The following is a 21,471-nucleotide window of genomic DNA, read 5'->3' as shown; positions in this document are numbered from 1 at the left end:
TTCACCCTAAGTCTCCGGTTGTCCGCCGGCCCCTCGGTGGCCCCGGTCGAGCCGCGCCTCAGCCATGGGCAAGAGAACGGCCCCGAGGAAGTCCTCGGGGCCGTTCCCATGAGACTGCTAGATCAGCTGCAGCCGCTGGTGCTTCCGCAGCCTTCGCAGACGTAGCAGGACCCTGCCGGGCGCATCTTCGTGCCGCAGGTCATGCACATCGGCGCGTCCGCGGAGACGCCCTGGAACTTCTCGAGCAGCTCGGCCGAGCTGTGCACGTCACCGGAGACGACGCGGGCCGAGGCCGCACCGGCGCCGGACTTCACCTCGCTGGCGTGCTCCACCGAGTCCACGGCCGGCGACTCGCCCGCCGTCTTCGGAGCCGCCTCCGCCGTCTTCTTCGGAGAGGACGCACCGACACCCTGCGAGTACGACTCGATCTCGTCCTCGAACGCCTCGGAGTCCTCGCCATCCACCGTCGACGGGGCGTAGGAGCCCGTCTCCAGCTGGCGCTGACGCTCCTCGGCGGTGTGGATGCCCATGAACGACCGGGTCTCGAAGTCGAGGTGGTCCAGCGCCAGGCGGCGGAAGACGTAGTCGACGAGCGACTGGCCCATCCGGATGTCCTGGTCGTCGGTCATGCCGGCCGGCTCGAAGCGCATGTTCGAGTACTTCTCGACGAAGGTCTCGAGCGGCACGCCGTACTGCAGGCCCACCGACACCGCGATGGAGAAGGCGTCCATGACACCGGCGAGCGTCGAACCCTGCTTGCCGAACTTGAGGAAGACCTCACCAAGGCGACCATCGGCATACGTGCCGGCAGTCAGGTAGCCCTCGGCGCCACCGATCGCGAACGAGGTCGTCTGCGAGGAGCGACGCTTCGGCAGACGCTCACGCGTCGGGCGGTAGACGACCTTCTCGACGACCTGGGCCTCAGCAGCACCAGCGGCCGCAGCAGCGACCCCGGCAGCCTTGTCCGTGGCGGCGTCCTTCGCGGTGGAGCCACCGTCGGAGAGCGGCTGACCGACCTTGCAGGAGTCGCGGTAGACCGCGAGCGCCTTGAGGCCCATCTTCCAGCCCTGCATGTAGACGTCCTGGATCTCCTCGACCGTGGCGTCCTCGGGCAGGTTCACCGTCTTGGAGATGGCACCGGAGAGGAACGGCTGCGTCGCTGCCATCATCCGCACGTGACCCATCGCGGAGATGGAGCGCGCACCCATGGCGGTGTCGAAGATCTCGTAGTGCTCGGTCTTGAGGCCGGGCGCGTCGATGACGTGACCCTTGTCGGCGATGAACTCGACGATCGCCTCGACCGTCTCCTCGGTGTAGCCGAGCTTGCGCAGGGCACGCGGGATGGTGAGGTTGACGATCTGCATCGAGCCGCCACCGACGAGCTTCTTGAACTTGACGAGCGAGAAGTCCGGCTCGATGCCGGTCGTGTCGCAGTCCATCATGAAGCCGATGGTCCCGGTCGGGGCGAGCACCGACGCCTGGGCGTTGCGGTAGCCGTTCTTCTCGCCGACCTTGACGACGGCGTCCCACGCCTTCGTCGCCGCACGGTGGATGTCCTTGTCCATCGTGTGCAGGGTGCGGATCGAGTCGTTGGCCGACGCGTGCTTGCGCATGACCCGCTTGTGCGCGTCCGCGTTGCGGGCGTACCCGGCATACGGGCCGACGACCCCGGCGATCTCGGCGGAGCGCTTGTAGGCAGCACCGGTGAGCAGCGAGGTGATCGACGCGGCGAGCGCGCGGCCACCGTCGGAGTCGTAGCCGTGACCGGTCGCCATGAGCAGCGCGCCGAGGTTGGCGTAGCCGATGCCGAGCTGGCGGTAGTCGCGCGTGGTTTTGGCGATCGGCTCGGTCGGGAAGTCGGCGAAGCAGATGGAGATGTCCATCGCCGTGATGACGAGCTCGGCGACCTGCTGGAACTTCGCGACGTCGAAGGTGTCGTCGTCCTTGAGGAACTTCAGCAGGTTGAGCGAGGCGAGGTTGCACGAGGAGTTGTCGAGCGACATGTACTCGGAGCAGGGGTTGGACGCGGTGATGCGACCGGTCTCCGGGTTGGTGTGCCAGTCGTTGATCGTGTCGTCGTACTGGATGCCCGGGTCGGCGCACTCCCACGCGGCCTTGGCGATCTTGCCCATGAGCTCGCGGGCGTCGATGGTCTCGATGACGGAGCCGTCGCCGCGGGACTTGAGCCCGAACTCGGTGCCCTCCTCGACGGCGCGCATGAACTCGTCGTTGACGCGCACGGAGTTGTTGGCGTTCTGGTACTGCACGGACACGATGTCCTTGCCGCCCAGGTCCATGTCGAAGCCGGCGTCACGCAGCGCGCGGATCTTGTCCTCCTCACGCGCCTTGGTCTCGACGAACTCGACGATGTCGGGGTGGTCGACGTCCAGGACGACCATCTTGGCCGCACGACGCGTCGCTCCACCGGACTTGATCGTGCCCGCGGACGCGTCGGCGCCACGCATGAAGGACACCGGGCCCGAGGCCGTGCCACCGGAGGACAGCAGCTCCTTGGAGGAGCGGATGCGCGACAGGTTGAGACCCGCGCCCGAGCCACCCTTGAAGATGAAGCCCTCCTCCTTGTACCAGTTGAGGATGGAGTCCATCGAGTCGTCGACGGCGAGGATGAAGCAGGCCGAGACCTGCTGCGGCGAGGCCGTGCCGACGTTGAACCAGACCGGGCTGTTGAAGCTGAAGACCTGGTGGAGCAGGGCGTGGGTCAGCTCGTGCTCGAAGATCTCGGCGTCCTCGTCGGAGCTGAAGTAGCCGTGCTCCTTGCCCGCCTTGACGTAGGTGAGGACGACGCGGTCGATGAGCTGCTTGAGCCCGGTCTCGCGCGCCTCGGTGCCGACGGCGCCGCGGAAGTACTTCGTCGTGACGATGGTGGAGGCGTTGACGCTCCAGAAGTCGGGGAACTCGACACCACGCTGCTCGAAGATCGTCTCGCCGGACTTCCAGTTCTGCTGGACGACGTCGCGCTTCTCCCAGGTCACCGCGTCATAGGGGTGCACACCGGGAGTGGTGAAGATGCGCTCCACCGTGACTCCGGATCCGCCCTTCGTCGAGTTCTTGCGCGCTCCTGCACGTGCGCCGGCGGTCTCCGTCATTGCCTGACTCCCTCTTCTGCCCGGCTCAAACCCGGGCGTTCCATTGACCTGATGTCGATTCTTGCGGTGACCACTGACAGTGGTCGGGTGTCGCTCGAGGAGCGACCGAAGTGCTGTTTCCTGCGGGGTATGCCGCTCAGTCCCGTGGGGTGAGCGGGGCACCCGAGCCGCTGGCCGGCATACGTTCGGGTTCGTGTCCCGTCGCGTCCCGCTCCACGCGGAGCAACGTGATCGCCTGCTCGAAGTCCTCGAGGTTGTCGAAGGCCTGGTAGACGCTCGCGAACCGCAGGTAGGCGACCTCGTCGAGGCTGCGCAACGGTTCGAGGACGGCCAGGCCGACCTCGTGGGCGTCGATCTCGGCCTGCCCGGCCCCACGGATGCTCTCCTCGACCTGGTGGGCGAGGAGGGCGAGCTGGTCCTCGGTGACCGGGCGGCCCTGACAGGCCTTGCGGACGCCGACGAGGACCTTGGCCCGGCTGAACGGCTCGGCAGCGCCGGACCGCTTGACCACGGACAGTGCCGCGGTCTCGACGGTCGTGAAGCGCTTGCCGCACTCGGGGCACTGACGGCGGCGGCGGATGCTGGAGCCGTCGTCGGTGGCGCGCGAGTCCATGACGCGGGAGTCGGTGTGGCGGCAGAACGGGCAGTGCACGGACCGGCTCCTTTGCGCCTGATGGGACCTTCGGTGGGGACAAGTCTGGGGACGAGCTGGGGACAACGTGTGGAGAAGCGTCCCGCCCCTGTGAACCATATGTGGATAAACTACATCGGTGTAACCACTAGATGTAGTGGCAAGTATGCGCCGCTGGACCGCGCGCCGCAAGCCCATCCGGCAACTTCTGCGTGTCGCGCGTGGCACCGGCGTGTCGCCCGGTCTCCCCCGGCCCTGCGCCCCCACCTCCTGCACAGGAAGGGGGGCGATCACCCCCCTTCCTGTGCGGGAGGTCCGCCACTCAGTCGTCGACGCGGTGCGCTCCCACCGTGCCCGAGGCGATGCGGAACCGCCCGGCCGAGGCGACGGGTCCGTCGCGTCGGGTGGTGTCGTTGCCGACGAAGAACTCGCTCACCCAGTCCCGGCGACCGACCGTGCACTGCAGGTAGCCCCGCTGCGGCTGGCCCCCCTCGATGAAGGTGGCCCGTTCGATCGTCGTGCCGGCCCCGTCCGTCGGTTCGCCGGTGTGGATGAGCTCTCCCCACTTCACGTCTCCCCCGGAGCTGGCCGGGGCCGTGACGAACTCCGTGGCGATGAAGTCGCTCACGTCGTCGTCGTGGCGACGCACCGCGTTGACCATCCCGCAGTGGAGGTCGCCGCCGAGGCTGACCCGGTTCGGGCGCTCGGCGAGGACTGCCGTCACCGCCTCGCGGTCGCTGTCGAACTGGCACCACTCGATGTTGCGCTCGCCGAAGACCGCGATCGGCCCGCCGCTCGCGACCGCGCTCCACGTCGCGGTGTCCTCGCGCAGCCACTGCACGACCTGGCCGAGCTGGGCCTCGCCGAGCATCGTCGTGTCGTCGATCCGCCGGTGCTGCCGCACGTCGACGAGGACGAGGTTGAGGTTCTTGCCCCAGCGCACGCTGCGGTGCAGCTCGAGACTGCCCTTGGTCCTGGTGTTCGGGCGACCGTCGACGAGGGTGTCGACCGGACGGGCCCGCATCGGCATGTTCTCCCAGTAGGCCTGGGTGGCGGCGTTGAACCGCTCGAACCTCGACCGGGCGATGGTGCCGCCGTAGATGTCGTTCCACCACTCGTGGTCGTCCGGCACGCCATACATGGGGTAGTTGCGGTGGAAGTCCTGGAGGTCGGGCCGAGCCTTGTACCAGGCGTAGCGCAGGCGGTACTCGTCGAGCGTCTCGCACGGCCGCTGCAGGGCGACGGCATCCTGGCCGGTGGCCCACTTCCCGCCGAACTCGTACATGTAGTCACCGACGAAGACCCCGAAGTGCGGCAGCGGACCGGCGTCGAGCTCACCGGCGGTGCGCTGGCGCAGGTGGTTCTGGCCGATCGGGAAGAACTGCTGGTTCTGCCCGAAGCTCTGGCAGCCCATGACGACGAACCGGGCCTCGGTGTCGGCGTCCTCGTCAGGGGCGGTTCGCGTCCGACCGGTGCTGCGCCACGTCGTGCCGTCGGGACCGGGGACCGCGAACTCGTAGGAGTACTCGCCACCAGGGACGAGCCGGCCGCCACCGACCGCGGTCTCCACGTCGAGGTGGACCGAGAACCCCTCGTCCCGGCGACATTCGACCGTGCCGGAGTAGCGCGGCTTGTGCACCGTGCCGGGCGTGACCCTGGACACCGACCAGTGGACGTCGACGACGTCGGGGAGCTGCGCCGTCCCTGCGTCGAGGGCATGGGGCGCCGGTGCCAGGCGGGTCCAGAGGATGACGCTGCGGCTCGTGGCATCGCCCGAGGCCACCCCGAGACGGAACGGGTCGACGGCAAAGCTCGCCGTCTCTGCGGCCCACGCCGGAGAGGCCATGGCACCGAACGAGACGGCGATCGCCGCGGTGCCCGTGGTCCGCAACAGGTCGCGGCGGCTCACCCCGAGGTGGGAGGGTGTCGGGTTGTCGGCGTGGTGAGGTGTGCCCTCGGTCGGTGCCTGCATGATGGGTCCCTTTCGTTGACAGATGAACCCAAGTCAAGCTCCGGCCGGCGGCCTGCGTCCGGTGGGCGCGACCGATGTCGCCACCGCTGTTCCCAGACTTCCCCTCCCGGTCATCGACCGGTCACCGCTGGTTCGCCGTCGCCCCTTCGCGCCCTCGTTCGGCGACCGACGAACACGTATGCCGCCCCGCACATTCACGCAGGGCGTGCGCACTTTCGTGCGCGGACGGCATACCCGCACTCTCCTCGAGCCGGCTCTGCGCGGGTCAGTCCGTCAGGGCCGTGAGGATTCGGCGGGCAACGTCCGGGTCGGAGAGGTAGCCCGAGATGCCGTGCCGATTGGGGGTGTCGTTGGTGACCTCGAGGTTCTCGATGTCGGGCGTGACCGGGAAGTGGCTGGCGTCCAAGGGATGGAGGGAGACGACGTCCCGTGAGTCATAGGCGTTGAACCACTGCTGCACGCCGTCGGGCGTGGCTATCGGGGCCAGGGCCTCGACGATGGTCCGCACCGCCAACGGGCTCCCCAGGGTGATGAAGGTGGGGACGGTCCACCCCTCCGACGCAGCCCGCCGCTTGAGGACGTCGTAGGCCACGACCGAGCCGAGCGAGTGCCCGACGACGACGCACTCGCTCTCGCGGTCGAACGCCTGACGCACGCCGGCCTCGATCATGGTCTGGATACCTGGGTTGCGCAGGTAGGTGTAGACGTCCCGGGTGGCCAGGGCGAGGCTCACACTGCCCAGCCCGCGGACGTTCTCGAGGGCCCGCAGAGCAGCGAGCACCCAGGGCCAGTTCTGCACACCCTGCTCGACGACGGCACCGTCGACAGCGTGGGCGCGGATGTCCTGCTCGCTCAGGCCGACGCTCTCGACGGTCTCGCTGACCACTGCCGCGATGAACTCCTGCTCCGCGGCGTTCGGTTCACCCGCCGACTGGACGACCACTGCTGCGGCCTTGCCCTCGACGTCCGTGACCAGGTCGTCCAGCGTGTCGCCGTAGTAGGGGAACCGCACCTTGTCATCAGGCACGGTGACGTCCGAGCCCGCCGCCCGCAGGCCCCGGTGCAGTGCATCGAGCCACTCCTGCTTCAACGCCTTGCTGTCCTTGCCCTGCTGTGAGCGGCCGTGGACGAGGACGAGGGTGCGCATGGTCTGCTCCTGTGGGTCTGGCGTGAGGTGGGTGAGCAGCGAGTCGAGCGCCTCGGGTGAGCCGGTGCGGAAGACGGTCCACAGCGAGGGATGCCGGCTGGGGAGCGAGGGCGTCGGCGCGATGCCGTCGGCGCCCAGCAGCGACCACCCCTCGGCGAGCGTGGGGACCGCCGGGCCGTCATGGTCTGAGGGGTCCTCGGCCAGCAGCGCAACGTCGTAGGGCACGGGCGAGCTCTGCGCACGCAACCGCTCGAGAAGCTCCGGGACGCGTGACCTGTAGCCCTCCTGGACGAGGCCGTAGGCGACGTAGACCGGGACGGACGGGTCCTCGTCCGCGACCGCCAGGGCCCGGTCGATGGCGTCGTCGGGGTCGGTGAGCCAGTGCAGCCCGAACCGGGTACGGCTCGCCACCGCGGACCGCCACTCGAGGTCGTGCGCCGCCTGCTGACCTGATCCCGGCACCGACGTCGACGGCGAGTGCCACCTGACATCGACGACGACGTCCTTGTCGAGGGTCACGGTGCAGCGGTGGTCACCCACGACCGGAAGCAGCAGTGCCAGGTCCCCCGTCGTCACAACCATCGCGCTCCTGGTGCGGCGAACCACCGCCATGTCTGTCCGCTCCGGCGGGGCATCCGCCGACAGTCGGACGCCGGTGACGTCCGCGTCGCCGATCTGCGCTGCTGCCGCCACGAGCTGTGCCGCAGCGGCCCGGGCCTGGTCCTCGGTGGGATCCGCGATCGCCACCGGGGGTGGTGTCGGCACGGGCGTCGAGGGGACGTGTCCCCCCGAACCCGGCCTGGGCCTGCGCCCGCGCGGTCGCCGTGGTGGCGGAGGTGGGATGTCGCCGTCGCCCGGAGGCGCCCCGACATCGTCCGCCGGCAGACCCGCGACGTCGTCCCCGGGCGGCTCCCCTCCACCTCCACCAGGGTGACCTCCTTGTCCTCGCGGCACCTGCGACAGCCACACGGCCTTGGGGTCCGAGGTGATCCGGCTCTCGGGAGACTGCACGACCCGGGTCGCCACGCCCAGCTCGGAGAGCCGGCTCGAGAGCAGCTCCGGCAGCGCGTGGTGCAGCGACCATGGCCGCACGACATCGAACTCACTCTCGGTCGCGCCTAAGGGTTCCAGCAGCTGGGGGTGCGCGCCACTGAGCGCCTCGGCAACCACTTCGGACCACACGGCATGGAACGCCTTGGCGGCCTCCGCCACCGCCGCGTCGGCTTCCTCCTCACTGACCTGGTGGGCGTTCTCCCCCACGCGAGTCGCATAGAAGACATCGACCTTGCGCGATCCCGGCGTGGGCGGGTTGGGGAAGACGGAGGAGCCGGTCACCTCGCCGAACTGCAGCGACGCGGCGGGGCTGCGGCACGCGTCGGAGAGCAGCACGACGTGGGGAATGGAGCCACGCTCTGCCAACCGCACCGACTTCGCGACGTTGACGGCCTCACTGGGATCGTCCGGGGCGCCGGACAGCAACCACAGCTCGCTCCCGTCGTTCACCACGCCGTGCCCGCAGAAGTAGAGGGTGAGCTGCTCCACCGTCCGGCTGTCCGCAAAGGCCTTGACCGCCGCGAAGACGGCGGCCGCGTCGACCACACCGCCGTCGGAGTCGTCGAGACATGTCACGAGCTCGTCGGGCACCCCCTGGTCCCGGATCCACCTGCGCATGGCCGCAAGTCCCTCGGCGACGGCGGGCAGGGGACGCAGGCGACCGGTGCGGCTCACTCCGACGAGCACGTAGGCGCGCTTCACCCCTCGCACGCTACTCAGATCCGCCACGCGTGTCAGTGGGTTCGACTCGCCTCTAGGCAAGCGCCCCCGGCCTCGGTAGGTTGCGGCCATGTCGGACGACGGTCCCGCCCTCGAGTCGTCGGCCACCGGAGCCACGACGAACCTCGCACACGATCTGCTCGAGGTGGCTGTGTCCGCCCCGGACCAGTTCCCCGCCCGGCTGGACGCGGTCGAACCGCTCAGCTCCGAGCTCGCCGTCGAGCTGGCACTGTCCGGCTTCTCCGCCATCGACGCCTCTGACCTGCCCCGCGCGAAGGCTGCGTTCGGGGCCGCGATGGTGGTCTTCAGCCAGCTCCAGGACTGGCCACGCGCGGTGGACTGCGGAGTCCGTCAGGCCGAGGTGACCAAGGTGCTCGCCGTGACGGTCGAGGAGCACGAGCTCGCGCGCGAGAGCGCACGGGCGATGATGGGGCTGGCTCGACGCCTGCGTCTGCCCTCTCTCGTGTTCCACGCGAGCGTCGTCGTGGCGGACAGTGCCTACTTCGCCGGGCATGCCGCACGGGAGCAGCGAGACCAGGACTCCTACCGTCGGTGGTTGCTCGTCGCGCTCGACGACTGCGTGGAGGCACTCGCCCTGATCGAGGCGGACCCCGACAGCGATCGGGCCCGGATGCTGGTCTCCCTCGTCGGCGTGACGGTTCGCGAGGTGCGACAGCAGCACTGGTTCGACGAGCAGCGCGCGGACATGGACCGGTCGCTGAGGAACGTCGCCCTGGCGACCGAGTCGTTCGTCGCACCCGGGACACGGAGCTTCACCGGCGAGGACCCTAATCCGTCGACGCTCGAGATGGTGCTCGCCAAGCTCTCCTACGAGGCCGGCAGTCCCGACTCCGGACGCGAGCGGTTGCTCCGGGTCCTTGAGCTGGCGGAGGAGCAGGGGGACCTCGACACCTTCATGTCAGGGGCGGCTGTGCTGTATGCCGGCGAGCGCTCCTCCCACCGGCCACATGCCGAGCTGACGGCCATTCGTGAGCGGTTCGCCGGTGCTGTCGACTCCTTCCGCACCCGGTCGCGTTCGCGTGCCGGGCGACTCTGGATGGCCCAGCAGCTGGATGAGCTCAACGGCGACAGCGTGTCCGACGAGTTCTCCATGCTGCTCGGCCGCGACGTCGACCGGGCCCACCACGCGCTCGAGCGCTGCCGCGCCCGCACCCTGCTGGACGAGATGACCGGCCGGACCCGGGACCTGGACGAGGCGCAGCAGTCCCGCGCCGCAGCACTAGAGGCCGACGTCATGCACCTCGAGGCGCCGCCCAGCCTGCGCGACGAGGTCGGCGAGCAGATCCGGCTGACGAGCCGACTCCCCATCGGTGGACTGACCCCGTCGCCGGAGCGCCTCCAGTCGCTGGCCGAGCTCGAGTCGCTCTATGCCGCGCACGATGCCGGCTTCGTCGGCACGACACCAGTTGGCACCATCGACACGGTCATCGAGTCGTTGGGGCCGGACGAGGCCGTCGTCAGCTACTACCTCCCCTACAACCCGCTCGATCCGGCGGGCGAGCTCCTCATCCTGGCCATCACGTCGCACGGAGCACTGCCCGTGCACCTGCCCCTCCGGGGTGACGGCGGCAGCGGGTTCACCGGTCGCATCCAGGCCGACGGCCGGCAGCCCATCGACGCCAGTCCGCTCGGGGAGCTGATCATCAACACCCGCCTGTCGATCCTCAACGCCGAGGAGGACGACGCCAAGGCCCGGTTGGCGGAGCTCTACCGGATCCTGGTGACGCCCCTCGAAGAGGTCGGGATCTCGGTGAGGGGCTGGAAGACGCTCTACGTCGTCCCGCACGGGATCCTCCACGGCGTGCCGTTCGCAGCGCTGCGAACCCCTGAGGGCACGTTTCTGGCCGAGGAGGTGGCGACCGTCGTGGTGCCGAGCGTCTCGGTGTGGGAGGAGCTGCGCCGTCGGCCTCCCGCGCGGCCCACGAGCTTCCTCGGCTTCGCCAACCCTGTCCTGGAGGACTTCGAGCCGTTGCCGGACACCGAGCTGGAGCTGGCTGACGTCGGGGCCACCTTGTCCGGACTCGACTCACGGGTGCTCGTGGGCGCAGAGGCCACCGAGGCGGCACTGCGTCAGGAGGTGGCCGGTCGCAGCATCGTCCACTTCGCCACCCACGGCGAGTTCCCCGAGGCAGACGTGCTCAACATGCACCGCATCATGCTGACCCCCGCCAGCGACCACGACGGCCACGTCAACGCCGAAGAGCTGCGGGGCATGGACCTGCGGGCGGCACAGCTCGTCGTCCTCAGCATCTGCGACGGAGGCGTCTATCGCTTCGGACCCGGCGATGAGCCCTACGGACTGCTGTCGGCACTGCTCACTGCCGGTGCGCGCACCGTCCTCGGTCCACTGTGGGTCATCGACGACACCGAGGCCCGGCTCCTGGTCACCGCGTTCTACGGCTCGTTGCTCAGCCATGGACCGGCGTTGGCCCTGCAGGACGCAGCCGTGCAACGCATGAGGGCCGGTGCCCAGATCCGCGACTGGGCCGGTTTCGTGGTCTTCGGTGCCGGCACCTGGTCCACACCCTGAGGACGCAGGTATGCCGCCCGCTCGCGTCGAGCGGGCGGCATACCTGACCGTCGTGGTCGGGTCAGGCCGTGGGCCCCTGCGAGCGGAGCTTGTCGACCTCGCTCATGGCCTCGCGAAGCTGTCCGAGCCACTCGTCCGCGTGCTGGCCCACGAGACGGACCGACCACGCGAGCGCGTCGCTGCGGGAGCGGGCGACGCCGGCATCGACGAGGGTGTCGAGGACCTGGCGCTCAGGCTGACGCAGGCGCGTCATGACCGGGGCGGCGAGGTGCGTGAAGAGCGCCTCGGTCTCACCGAGCCGCACGCCCCACGACACCTTGCGCTCGTAGCGGTGCTCGGCCTCGCGGGCGATCTCGATCCGCTGCTCCTTGGTGTCGGCGCGCCACCGGCTGATGCGGCCCTCGGAAACGGCACTGGTCTCGGCGCCGCCCTCGGTGTCCGGCAGGGTGCCGATGACGGTGATCTCGTCCCGGTCGACGTTGACCTCGACCTCGGTGAACCAGTCCGTGGGCAGGCGCCCGCTGAACCAGTCCCGGGCGTCGTCTGCGCTGGGGACGTCGGCCTGCTGCCAGCCACCGGGTCGGCCCATGCCGGGCCCGCGCCCGCCGCGACCGCCGCCGCGTGGACCGCGACGTTCGCCGCGGCCACCTCGGGGGGTGTCCTGCGAGTCCTCTGGGCTGAAGTGTGTGTGGTGGGACCTCATGGTGGGTCTCCCTTCCTGGGGGAACTGCATCATCTTGCAGTGCTTACATAGTTACACAACTACAAAACGGACGCTGATGTTCCCGGTACCCGCTGTGCACTGCTGCGCCACAGCGAGGCAGCGCACAGCGCGGCGCGGCACCGATGAGGGTCGTCGATCCCTGGGCGGACGCAGAACTGCCGGGGGTGAGCGAGGTGCTCACCCCCGGCAGTCGGGGATTCGTCTACGTCAGTCGACGAACCTGTTGGGTCAGCTGACCGCCTTGAGGGCGTCGATCATGCCCTCGCCGAAGTAGCTGTTGTCCTCCGGCGTACCCACGCATGCAGGACCGGTCGCCGTGGAGCAGGCCTTGTCGGTGGCGTCCGCGCGAAGCTTGGCGACCATCTGCTCGGGGGTGAGCTCCGGGTGGACGGACTTCATGAGCGCGAGGACACCCGCTGCGTGCGGTGAGGCCATCGAGGTGCCGCTCTTGGTGCCGTAGCCGTTGTTCGTCACGATCGTCGAGAGGATCGAGCTTCCGGGAGCGGAGACGTCGATGACGCCCAGACCGCGGTTGGAGAAGTTCGACAGGACGCCGGTGCGCGTCGCGGACGACGTGGTGACCACGCCGGGGAGCTCAGCGGGGATGTCGTGGCACTCGTTGTTGATCGTGCGCACGACCGGGGTGCTGTCGTTCGGGCTGCCCGTGTCCTGGAACTTCGTCTTGTCGGACAGGTCCTTCGCCGAGTTGCCGGCAGCGGCGGCGTGCACGACGCCCTGCTTGGTGGACCATGCGACCGCGCGGGTCACGGCCTCCTTGGCAGCGGCCTGGTCGGGCTGGTCACTGCACCAGAACTCGAACGGGTCGATGTAGTAGCTGTTGTTCGTGACGTCCATGCCCTTGAGACCGGCCCAGACGAAACCGCAGACGGCGTACTCCGGGTAGATGTAGCCCTCGTCGCTGACGACCTTGACCGCGGCCATCCGCACGTTCGGAGCGACACCGACGATGCCGACGCCGTTGCGCGGAGCGGCGATGGTGCCTGCGACGTGCGTGCCGTGGTCACTCGTGGTGGGGTTCCACCCGGTCGCCGAGGTGTCGGGACGACCGCCGTCGGTGCAGTTGACCGAGGTGGCCAGGTCGATGTTGGGCTGGAGGTCCGGGTGGTCCGGGTCGATGCCGCTGTCGAGGACGCCGACGAGCACGTTGCGGGAGCCGTCAGTGATCTTGTGGGCCTGGTCGGCCTTGATCATCTGCATGTCCCACTGCTCGCCCTCACGGGTGTCCAGGGTCTCGGCCGGGGTGGTGGGAGCCTCGACGTCACCGTTGGTGGGCTTGGACGCCCCCTTCTTGTAGCCATTCGCGCCGGGGCCCCACGGAGCCTGCGCGGCTGCCGGGGTTCCCTCGAGGACCTCGGCGGTGCGGGACGCGCCGACCGAGTCCAGCGCGTTGCCGCCGGCGGCCCGGACGTCGGCCCGGAAGGCCGAACGCTGGGAGTGCGCGACGACCACGCCGATCTGCGGCCAGCTCTGGACGACCACGCCGCCGGCCTCGGTCACGGCCTTCTCGACGAGGCGGGTCTGGCCGGGGTTCGCGACCTTGGTGTTGAGGATGTAGCTCATCGTCATCCCGTCCGGCGCCGCGATCGGCACCGGGGTGGACATCTCGGTGATGTCGGCGGTGGCCACGGTGGGGGCGGCGCCGAGCAGGGCTACGGCAGCTGCCGCTGATGCTGCGACGGCGAAGGTTGTCCGCCGGCGTGCAGTGATACGAGTCATTCTCACTCCGTTGTGAAGGGTGCAACCATCCGTTGCACGTCAAGGGCCGCCCCTCATCGGGGCAGCAGCGTCCATCCTTGCTGGATCCGGGGGCTATTTCTAGTACCACCCGAACGAATCATGGATCATGGCCACATTGGAGGCCGGGCGGATCGGTCAGGCGCGGCTGCGCTGGCGCAGCGCCAACCGCGACGCCAGCCAGAGCGGCAGGGCAGCGGCCAGTACGGTGAGCACGAGCAGGGTGACCGACAGCGTCGACGCGTAGCCGAGCTCGCCGTACTCGAACGCCCGCTGGTAGAGGTGCAGCGGCGCCGTGACGGTCGCGTTCGCCGGACCACCCTCGGTGACGAGCAGGGCCGGGACGAAGGCGTTCTGCACCACGACGACCACGTCACGCACCGCGAGGACGAGGACGATCGGCGCCATGAGCGGCAGCGTCAGCCGTCGTGTCGCGAACCACGCCGAGCCCCCCTCGACCGCGATCGCCTCGTAAAGCCGCGGGGGGATCGCCGCCCGTGCCGCCAGCGCCACGACGAACGCCTCGCCGACCTGGAAGGCCATGACAAGCACCAACCCGAGGCGAGCGCCCCACGGCTCGGTGAGGAACCCCGGATCCGGCACACCCAGCGCCCGCAGCAACGCGGGCAGCGGGCCGTAGAGGGGGTTGAGGATCCACAGCCACAGAAGGGCCCAGGCCGCCTCCGGGATGACGGACGGCAGGTATGCCGCGACCCGCCCCACCGACGCCCCCGCACCCCTGCGGGCGAGCAGCAGTGCTGCCCCGACGGCGAGGGCGAGCCGCAGCGGCACGGCGACGGCGGCGACGACGGCGCTCACCCCCACCGACCGCCAGAACGGCGCGTCACCGGTGAGCCGCGCCCAGTTCTCCGCGCCGGTGAAGACCGGTGCCCGGAAGCCGTGGTAGCTCGTCGACGCGAGGTAGCCGGCGAGGACGAGTGGCACCCCGACGAGGAGCAATGACCCGAGGAGGTAGGGCAGGGCCAACGGCGAGCGCCTCACGCGACCCGCTCCCCCGTCGTCGCGTTGAAGCGGTGCTCATGGGCGGGGTCCCAGGACAGCCGCACCTGGTCACCGGGTCGGGGTTCGGAGCCGCGCGGCACCCTCGCCACCACGGCCGTCCCCTCGGGCGCGCAGACGAGGTGGATGAGCGAGTCCTCCCCCGCAGGCTCCCTCTCCATGACGGCGCAGAGGGGCCCCGAGCCGCTGGGGTCGAGCCGGACCCGCTCAGGACGCACCCCCACGCACACGCCACGCTCCGGCGGCAGGATGTTCATCGGCAGCGGACCGAAACCGCGGGCGACGGCGACGTGGGACGGCGCGGCATACAGCGCATCAGGGGTGTCGCACTGGACGACGCGGCCCCGGTCCATGAGCGCCACGCGGTCACCGAGTGCCATCGCCTCACTCTGGTCGTGGGTCACGTGGATCATGGGCACCCCGAGTCGCCGCTGCACGTCACGGATGACACCACGCATCCGACCACGCTGCTCCGCGTCGACCGCGGCGAGTGGCTCGTCAAGCAGCAGGGCGCGGGGGGAGCGGATCATGGCCCGCGCCAGGGCCACCCGCTGTCGCTCGCCGCCACTGAGCTCGGAGGGCGTGCGGTCGAGAAGGTCCTCGACGTCCAACGTTGCCGCGACCTCGACCACCGCCGCCTCGGTCACCTTGCGGTCGGCACCGCGGGCCCGCTCGCCGATCCCGATGTTGTCGCGCACCCGCAGGTGCGGGAAGAGCGCGGCCTCCTGGAAGACGAGCGCGACGCCCCGGGCACCCGGTGCGGTCGCCGTGAGGTCCTCCCCGTCGAGAAGCACCCGCCCCGAGTCGAGTGGCTCGAGCCCGGCGACCACCCGCAGCAACGTCGTCTTGCCCGAGCCCGAGCGGCCGACCACGACGAGCAGCTCGCCCTCGCCCACGGTGAGGTCGACCCCGTCGAGCGCCACGACGTCATCGCGACCGCGCGCCCGAAATGCCCTGTGCGCAGCCTCGATCCGCAGGCTCATGAACCCTTCGCCAGGAGGGGGTCAGCCTGTGACCGGATCTCGCTGATGACCTCGTCGAGCGGCACGCGGTCCTCGAAGGCGCGTTGCAGCTGCGTCCCCATGATGTCCTCGACCTCGGGCCACACCGGCGTGACCGGGGTGTGCTGCAGGTGCGGGATGGCGTCGAGGAAGACCTGGGAGGACGCGGGAGCGCGGTCGGGGCTGAGGAACGCCGGTGAGGTCGCGACCGACCTCAGCGACGGCACGGTCCGCCCACCCAGGGCGGTGACGGTCTGGCCCTGCTGCCCCACGGCATACGCGATGAACTTCGCGGCGGCCTCCTTGTTGGGCGAGCCGGCGGCGATGCAGTAGGCGTCAGAGTGGAGCACCGAGGCGGGCTGGCCGAGCGACGGCAGCCCGGCGACGTCGAACTCCAGTCCCTTCTGCTCACGCAGCGCCGGGACCTCGACGCGCGAGCTCATGAACATCGCGATCTTGCCCGTCATGAACTGCTCCTCGAGCCCCTGCGCCGCCATCTGCTCCTTGGAGGGAGTGGAGCCCGAGGCGATGAGGTCGACGACCTCCTGCAGCGCGGCCCGGGCTCCGGGCTCGTGCAACGTCGTGCGCGTCGGCTTCGCCGTGTCGTCGACGACCGTGCCGCCCCTGCTCCAGATGAGTGGCGCCATGCGCGTGATCGAGGGGTCGATGCCGACGCCCTTGACGGCGCCCTTGGTGAGGGACGCTGCGGCAGAGGCGAACTGGTCCCACGTCCAGCCCGGCTTGGGCGCCTCGACACCGGCCGCGGCGAAGAGCTTGGTGTTCCAGTAGACGACGAGCGAGGAGATGTTCTGCGGCATGCACTGGAGGTCGCCCTCGTAGGTGAACGCCTTCAGCGGCTCCTCGTAGTAGTCGCTGCGGTTCATGCCGTTCTCGGTGAGCATCGGCCCGATCGGCTCCACCGCACCCCGCTGCACGAACGGCGCGTACTCGCGGTAGTTGATGAGGAAGACGTCCGGTGCGTCCCCCGAGGCGAACGCCGTGGACAGCCGGGTCAGGTGGTCCTTGCGGCCCACCGGGATCATCTCGACGTCGCCACCACCAGAGCCCTGGTATGCCGTGACGAGACTGCGATAGACCGCCGCCTCCTCCGGTTCGGCCTTGACCTGGAAGGTGATCGGAGCGGTGGCAGCGGCGCCACCACCGGCTGCCGCCTCGTCGCCACCGGAGGGGCCCGGGTCACCACACGCCACCAGACCGGCGGCGACCACCGCAGCGCCCGCGATGGCGCTGCCCCATCGGCGGCGCCTCATCGCTTCACCACGGAGGCGAAGAACGCCCGCTGGCTGACGAGGAACGCGAGGAGCGCCGGCGCGGTGACGATGACCGCGGCGGCGAGATAGATCGGATACAGGGCAGCCTCCATCTCACTGAGGTTCCGCAGGCCCAGCGCCACCGGCCAGTGGCGCGGGGACGCGACGAGCGTCAGCGGATCCATGAACGTGGACCAGTAGTACACGAAGCTCAACGCGGCGACCGCGACGGCCGCCGGGCGGACGAGCGGGAACGCGATCCGCCGCCACACGGCATACGGGCTCATGCCCTCGAGCGTCGCGGCCTCGAGCACCGAGATCGGGATGCGCGAGTAGGCCAGGGCCAAGAGGAGCACGTAGAACGGTGTCGTGCCGGCGAGAGCGAGGAGCGCCACCGTGAGCGGGGTGTCGGTGAGGCCGAGCGTCCGCAGCACGACGACTCTCGGCACCCACAGGGCGGAGGCGGGGACGAGCATCATCAGCACCGAGACTCCGGCGAGGAGGGCGCGCGTGCGACCCCGAGACGTGACCAGCGCCAGCCCCGCCATCGACGTCACGAGCACGGTCACCGGGACCGCGACCGCGACGAGAAGCAGCGAGTTGAGCATGAGCCGGAGCAGGGGCATGAAGTCGGCGACGCTCCCGTAGTTCGACCAGGTCGCCGGGTCGGGCCAGAGGTCGAGCCCGTCCGGTGGCGGCTGCAGGGGACGCTGCAGCGAGCCCAGCCCCATGACGGCGAGCGGGGCGAGGAAGAGCAGGCACAGCGCGGCCACCCCGACGCCCCGCCCGAAGGCGGGACGTCGGGGTGGCCGACTGCTGGTCGTGGTGCTCAGGGCGACTCAGACCTCGAGACGTCCTGCCCTCAGCTCGCCTCGGCGAGTGAGGTCGTCCAGATGCTGCGGCCGTAGGTCGCGGCGTAGAGCGTCTCGCTGCCGTCAGGCAGGTCGATGTCGTTGATCGGGACGAGCGGGAGGTTGGCCCCAACCTTGATCCAGGTCTTGCCGAGGTTGGTCGTCCGGTAGACGCCCACGTCGGTGGCGATGAAGAGCCAGTTGGCCTTGGTGGGGTGGCGGATGACGTCGTTGATGGGCGCCTGCGGAACGCGCTTGCCCACGATGTCGGACCAGGTCCTGCCACCGTCCCTGGTCATGACCAGGTGCGGGTAGCCGTCACCCGAACGCCAGCCCGAGAAGCTGGCCCAGGCGACCTTCGGGTTCTGCGGGTCGATCGTGACGCGGGTGACCCAGCGGCCCGGGAAGGTCGGGCTCTCGATCTTGGTCCACGTCACCTCGGCTGCCGGTGCCATCGCGTTGCGCGACACCCACATGAGGCCCGAGTCGGTGCCGGCGTAGACGAGGTTGGGGTCAGCCTTGGTCGTGCCGATCGCGGTGATCGTGCCGAACCCCGGCGCCCGAGGCTCGGTGCCCTCGGTGAGGTCCGGGCTGATCTGCTCCCAGCGACGCTGGCCCACATCCGTGTTCATCCGACTGACGTACTCGCTGGCGCCGAACATGATCCGCGGGTCGGCAGCGAACTCCAACGGTGCGACCCAGTTCTTGCGCAGGCCGGGGATCGTCATGTTGAACGCCGACTGTCCCGTGTCCGTGCCGACGAAGCCGCGGCAGCCACCGTTCTGTGAGCAGCCGTAGTACTTGCGGTCGTTCGTCGGGTCGATGCGGTTCATCATCCCGTCGCCACCCACGAAGTTGAACCAGTCGCCGTTGGTGCTGTTGTCCAGGTTCCACGACTTCAGCGAGCCGTTGTCCTGAGCACCTGCGTTGAGACGCTGCGGGTTCTGGAGGGAGACGTCCATCGCGTAGAACTGCGTGACCGGCAGGTCCGGCGTCTTCTGCCAGAGCCCACGAGCCGCGCCGTTCTGCGTCGACCAGTAGAAGCCGCCGTCGTTGCCGAGGTAGACCTTGTCCTCGACGAACGGGTCCCACTCGACGCCGTGCTGGTCGGCGTGCGGCGTCTGCGACGTGGTCCAGGTCTGGCCGCCGTTGAGGCTCTCGGCGAGCTGGACACCGGCGACGAAGACGTGCTGCGGGTCCTGCGGGTCGACGTAGACCCGGCCGAACCACCAGGCGAAGCCGCCGCTGACGTTCTGCAGCGTGCCGGTGCTCGTCGAACCCACGGCCGTCCACGTGGCGCCGGCGTCGGCGCTGGTGAAGAAGCCGTTGAAGTTGCCGCGGGCCGTGCTGGAGATCAGGTACGCGCGGTTGGGGTCGCTGTCGGAGAAGTCGACGCCCATGCGACCGACGAGGTTGTCCGGGGTCTGCAGCGCCGGGTTGGTCTCGCTCTGGGGCAGCGGGGCGTCCTGGACCTCGGTCCACGTGCGACCGGCATCGGTCGAGCGGTAGAGGTAGGAGTGCGGCCCGTAGATGCGCGACTTCTCGTCACGGATCTTGTCCCAAGTGGTCGCGAGCATGACGTCGGGGTTGCTCTTGTTGATGCTGACGTCGATCGCGCCGGTGGCGGCGGAGCCGGGGACGATGACGCGCTCCCAGGTGGAGCCGCCGTCCTCGGTCAGGAAGAGGCCGCGGGTCGGCTCGGTGTCGTGCAGGGCGCCCATGACGGCGACGAAGACGCGGTCGTCGTCGCGCGGGTCGATGACGATCTGGCCGATCGTGTCGCTGTCCTTCAGACCCATGTTGGTCCAGGTCGCCCCGTCGTCACCCGACTTGTAGACCCCGTTGCCGTAGTAGGCCGAGCCACCACCGTGGTCGGGCTCGCCGGTGCCGGCCCACACGACGCCCTTGGAGTCGACAGCAACCGCACCCATGGACTGGGGCAGCTGGTCGTCCCACGCGACGTCGAACGTCGCGCCGCTGTCCGTGGACTTCCAGAGGCCGCCGGTGCCGGTCGCGATGTAGGACACGCCCTGGGTCGTCGGGTCGGCCGCGATGTCGCGGATGCGGCCACCGATGTTGGACGGGCCGAGGTTGCCCCACACCTGGTCGGTGCTGGGACTGCCCTGCGACGCCTTGCCCATGGAGGTGGACTGCGCCACAGCCTCCCTGACTGCGTCCTCGGGGATCGACCCGTCGGCGTTGGCACGCTGGAGGTACATCCACTCCTCGGCACCGGTCGGGTCGGCCGAGGGCCGCTCCTGCTGCTTCGCGGCGCTGGTGCGTCGCTTCTTGTCTTCCGATTCCGCCACGGAGGCCGCCGAGACGCCGACCGGTACGGCCAGAGCTGTCACGGCGACGAGCGGCCACCACTTCTTGTGTGCGAGTGCCACTTGCATTCCTGCCTGCAGGGTCGGGTCGGCCCCGTCGGCGGACCACGATCTGGTCAACCTAGTCGTCACAACTGACTAGGTCGAGTGTCTGGACGAACTACCTGTGAGTTCTGTCCATAGACTTGTCCAATGCCCCTCTCCCGGACCCGTCTCGCGGCGCTCCTGGGGGTCGGTGCCGTCGTCGTCAGCGCCTTGGTCGGGTGTTCCTCCGGACCTGGTGAGGGTCAGGCCTGTCCGGCGCCCAGCGCTGCTCCGGCAGCCGAGCTCGCGCTCCTGCCGTCGGGCCTGTCCTTCGACGGGGTCGGCGAGGTCACGCGCGTCACCTCGACCCAGGGCCACGTGAACGCGCGCGCCGTCTCGACCCAGCCACTCGAGGAGCTCACCGTCTCGATCCAGGACGCGGTCACCGCGGCCGGCTTCCGACCCGCTGGCATGGACAACGAGGGATTCGAGGCCGAGGTGTTCTTCACCTCCGGGACGTATGCCGCGGGGCAGGCGCTCGTGCGCGCAGCCGACTGCGAGGGCCAGTGGGAGATCGACCTCGTGCTCGTCGACCCCAGCCAGCTGCCGAGCGCCACTCCCAGCCCGACCACGAGCTGAGCAGCTCCTGTCGCAGCCCGACCACGAGCTGAGCAGCTCCTGTCGCAGACCGCGGGCATCATGGGTCCCATGACCTCCGAGCCCGTGTGGGAGACGCATCCGGTCACGCCCGACCGGTTCGAGGACTTCGTGACCGTCGTCAACAGGAACCGCCGCACGACGCACTGCTGGTGCCTCTCCCATCGGCTCACCGCGGCCGAGGTCACCGAGCTCGGCGGCACCGGGGAGGACCAGCGCGAGCTGGCGATGCGCGCCCTCTGCGAGCGTGAGCACCCGCCGGGCGTCATCACCTATCTCGACGGCGAGCCGGTCGGCTGGTGCAACATCGGGCCCCGCTCCGAGATCACCCGCCTCGAGCGGTCCACACTCATGCCTCCGACCGACGACCTCCCGGTGTGGAGCATCGTCTGTGTCGTCGTCCGCAGCGGCTTTCGCAGACGCGGGGTGACCCGGCACCTCATCGAGGGTGCGGTCGACTACGCGAGGGCCAACGCAGCGCCCGCCGTCGAGGCCCATCCCGTCGACCCGCAGGGCCGCATGGACCTCACGCTGGCGTTCGTCGGGACCAGGGCGATGTTCGGGCGCTGTGGCTTCGAGGTGGTCGGAACGACCGGGGCGACGGCCAGCAAGATGCCTCGCCTCACGATGCGCCGAACCCTGCTGGCCTGATCGCGGCAG

14 protein-coding genes are annotated in these 21,471 nt (G+C 69.7%); 3 read left to right on the top strand and 11 right to left on the bottom strand.

Annotated elements, in window-relative coordinates; all coding sequences use genetic code 11:
• Positions 1-122 precede the first annotated feature (122 nt).
• From ACFQW8_RS14940 to ACFQW8_RS14925, 4 genes are all read right to left on the bottom strand, one after another.
• Positions 123-3,107: a vitamin B12-dependent ribonucleotide reductase gene (locus ACFQW8_RS14940; protein WP_380088762.1), complete on the bottom strand. Its 2,985-nt coding sequence runs from the start codon at positions 3,105-3,107 to the stop codon at positions 123-125.
• A gap of 136 nt (positions 3,108-3,243) precedes the next feature.
• A complete protein-coding gene (gene nrdR, locus ACFQW8_RS14935) occupies positions 3,244-3,759 on the bottom strand; it encodes a transcriptional regulator NrdR (protein WP_380088760.1) in 516 nt (171 codons plus the stop codon).
• 301 nt (positions 3,760-4,060) lie between these two features.
• Positions 4,061-5,710, bottom strand: coding sequence for an alkaline phosphatase D family protein (locus ACFQW8_RS14930; protein ID WP_380088758.1), 1,650 nt, complete (start codon positions 5,708-5,710; stop codon positions 4,061-4,063).
• Positions 5,711-5,975: 265 nt separating this feature from the next.
• Positions 5,976-8,612: a hypothetical protein gene (locus tag ACFQW8_RS14925; RefSeq protein WP_380088757.1), complete on the bottom strand. Its 2,637-nt coding sequence runs from the start codon at positions 8,610-8,612 to the stop codon at positions 5,976-5,978.
• 88 nt (positions 8,613-8,700) lie between these two features.
• Between ACFQW8_RS14925 and ACFQW8_RS14920 the strand changes: the two genes are divergently transcribed.
• Positions 8,701-11,181 (top strand): CHAT domain-containing protein, encoded by a 2,481-nt coding sequence (locus tag ACFQW8_RS14920; RefSeq protein WP_380088755.1) that lies wholly within the window; start codon positions 8,701-8,703, stop codon positions 11,179-11,181.
• A 61-nt stretch (positions 11,182-11,242) separates the two neighbouring features.
• On the opposite strand, the gene ACFQW8_RS14915 is transcribed toward ACFQW8_RS14920, so the two are convergent.
• The 7 genes from ACFQW8_RS14915 to ACFQW8_RS14885 all read right to left on the bottom strand — a co-directional run bounded on the left by ACFQW8_RS14915 (position 11,243) and on the right by ACFQW8_RS14885 (position 20,193).
• Positions 11,243-11,884 carry a hypothetical protein gene (locus tag ACFQW8_RS14915; RefSeq protein WP_380088753.1) on the bottom strand — a complete coding sequence of 214 codons (642 nt, stop codon included), beginning with the start codon at positions 11,882-11,884 and terminating at the stop codon, positions 11,243-11,245.
• A gap of 249 nt (positions 11,885-12,133) precedes the next feature.
• The gene (locus ACFQW8_RS14910) at positions 12,134-13,642 is read right to left on the bottom strand and encodes a S8 family peptidase (protein WP_380088751.1); all 1,509 of its coding nucleotides are present in this window, start codon (positions 13,640-13,642) and stop codon (positions 12,134-12,136) included.
• Positions 13,643-13,798: 156 nt separating this feature from the next.
• Positions 13,799-14,662, bottom strand: a complete 864-nt coding sequence (locus ACFQW8_RS14905) for a carbohydrate ABC transporter permease (RefSeq protein ID WP_380088750.1) — start codon at positions 14,660-14,662, stop codon at positions 13,799-13,801.
• Positions 14,659-15,663 (bottom strand): ABC transporter ATP-binding protein, encoded by a 1,005-nt coding sequence (locus ACFQW8_RS14900; RefSeq protein ID WP_380088748.1) that lies wholly within the window; start codon positions 15,661-15,663, stop codon positions 14,659-14,661. Before ACFQW8_RS14900 ends, ACFQW8_RS14905 begins: the two co-directional genes overlap by 4 nt.
• Complete coding sequence (locus tag ACFQW8_RS14895) at positions 15,660-16,952, bottom strand: ABC transporter substrate-binding protein (protein ID WP_380088747.1); 1,293 nt, start codon at positions 16,950-16,952, stop codon at positions 15,660-15,662. The genes ACFQW8_RS14900 and ACFQW8_RS14895 overlap by 4 nt, the downstream gene beginning before the upstream one ends.
• Positions 16,949-17,725 carry a carbohydrate ABC transporter permease gene (locus tag ACFQW8_RS14890; protein WP_380088746.1) on the bottom strand — a complete coding sequence of 259 codons (777 nt, stop codon included), beginning with the start codon at positions 17,723-17,725 and terminating at the stop codon, positions 16,949-16,951. The genes ACFQW8_RS14895 and ACFQW8_RS14890 overlap by 4 nt, the downstream gene beginning before the upstream one ends.
• Before the next feature lie 89 nt (positions 17,726-17,814).
• Positions 17,815-20,193, bottom strand: coding sequence for a WD40/YVTN/BNR-like repeat-containing protein (locus ACFQW8_RS14885; protein ID WP_380088745.1), 2,379 nt, complete (start codon positions 20,191-20,193; stop codon positions 17,815-17,817).
• Between the two features lie 129 nt (positions 20,194-20,322).
• Between ACFQW8_RS14885 and ACFQW8_RS14880 the strand changes: the two genes are divergently transcribed.
• Both ACFQW8_RS14880 and ACFQW8_RS14875 read left to right on the top strand, forming a co-directional pair.
• Positions 20,323-20,793 (top strand): hypothetical protein, encoded by a 471-nt coding sequence (locus ACFQW8_RS14880; RefSeq protein WP_380088744.1) that lies wholly within the window; start codon positions 20,323-20,325, stop codon positions 20,791-20,793.
• Positions 20,794-20,862: 69 nt separating this feature from the next.
• Positions 20,863-21,462 (top strand): GNAT family N-acetyltransferase, encoded by a 600-nt coding sequence (locus ACFQW8_RS14875; RefSeq protein ID WP_380088742.1) that lies wholly within the window; start codon positions 20,863-20,865, stop codon positions 21,460-21,462.
• Positions 21,463-21,471: the final 9 nt, after the last annotated feature.

It is taken from the genome of Knoellia altitudinis (assembly GCF_042666355.1).
Taxonomy (GTDB): domain Bacteria; phylum Actinomycetota; class Actinomycetes; order Actinomycetales; family Dermatophilaceae; genus Knoellia; species Knoellia altitudinis.
This window is presented reverse-complemented; position numbering and strand designations above follow the sequence as displayed.

Excerpts from the sequence above, each read along its gene's own strand:
- ACFQW8_RS14940 (WP_380088762.1), bottom strand. The coding sequence starts at position 3,107 with ATGACGGAGACCGCCGGCGCACGTGCAGGAGCGCGCAAGAACTCGACG.
- ACFQW8_RS14920 (WP_380088755.1), top strand. The coding sequence starts at position 8,701 with ATGTCGGACGACGGTCCCGCCCTCGAGTCGTCGGCCACCGGAGCCACG.
- ACFQW8_RS14880 (WP_380088744.1), top strand. The coding sequence starts at position 20,323 with ATGCCCCTCTCCCGGACCCGTCTCGCGGCGCTCCTGGGGGTCGGTGCC.
- ACFQW8_RS14875 (WP_380088742.1), top strand. The coding sequence starts at position 20,863 with ATGACCTCCGAGCCCGTGTGGGAGACGCATCCGGTCACGCCCGACCGG.
- ACFQW8_RS14910 (WP_380088751.1), bottom strand. The coding sequence starts at position 13,642 with ATGACTCGTATCACTGCACGCCGGCGGACAACCTTCGCCGTCGCAGCA.
- ACFQW8_RS14915 (WP_380088753.1), bottom strand. The coding sequence starts at position 11,884 with ATGAGGTCCCACCACACACACTTCAGCCCAGAGGACTCGCAGGACACC.
- ACFQW8_RS14900 (WP_380088748.1), bottom strand. The coding sequence starts at position 15,663 with ATGAGCCTGCGGATCGAGGCTGCGCACAGGGCATTTCGGGCGCGCGGT.
- ACFQW8_RS14895 (WP_380088747.1), bottom strand. The coding sequence starts at position 16,952 with ATGAGGCGCCGCCGATGGGGCAGCGCCATCGCGGGCGCTGCGGTGGTC.
- ACFQW8_RS14930 (WP_380088758.1), bottom strand. The coding sequence starts at position 5,710 with ATGCAGGCACCGACCGAGGGCACACCTCACCACGCCGACAACCCGACA.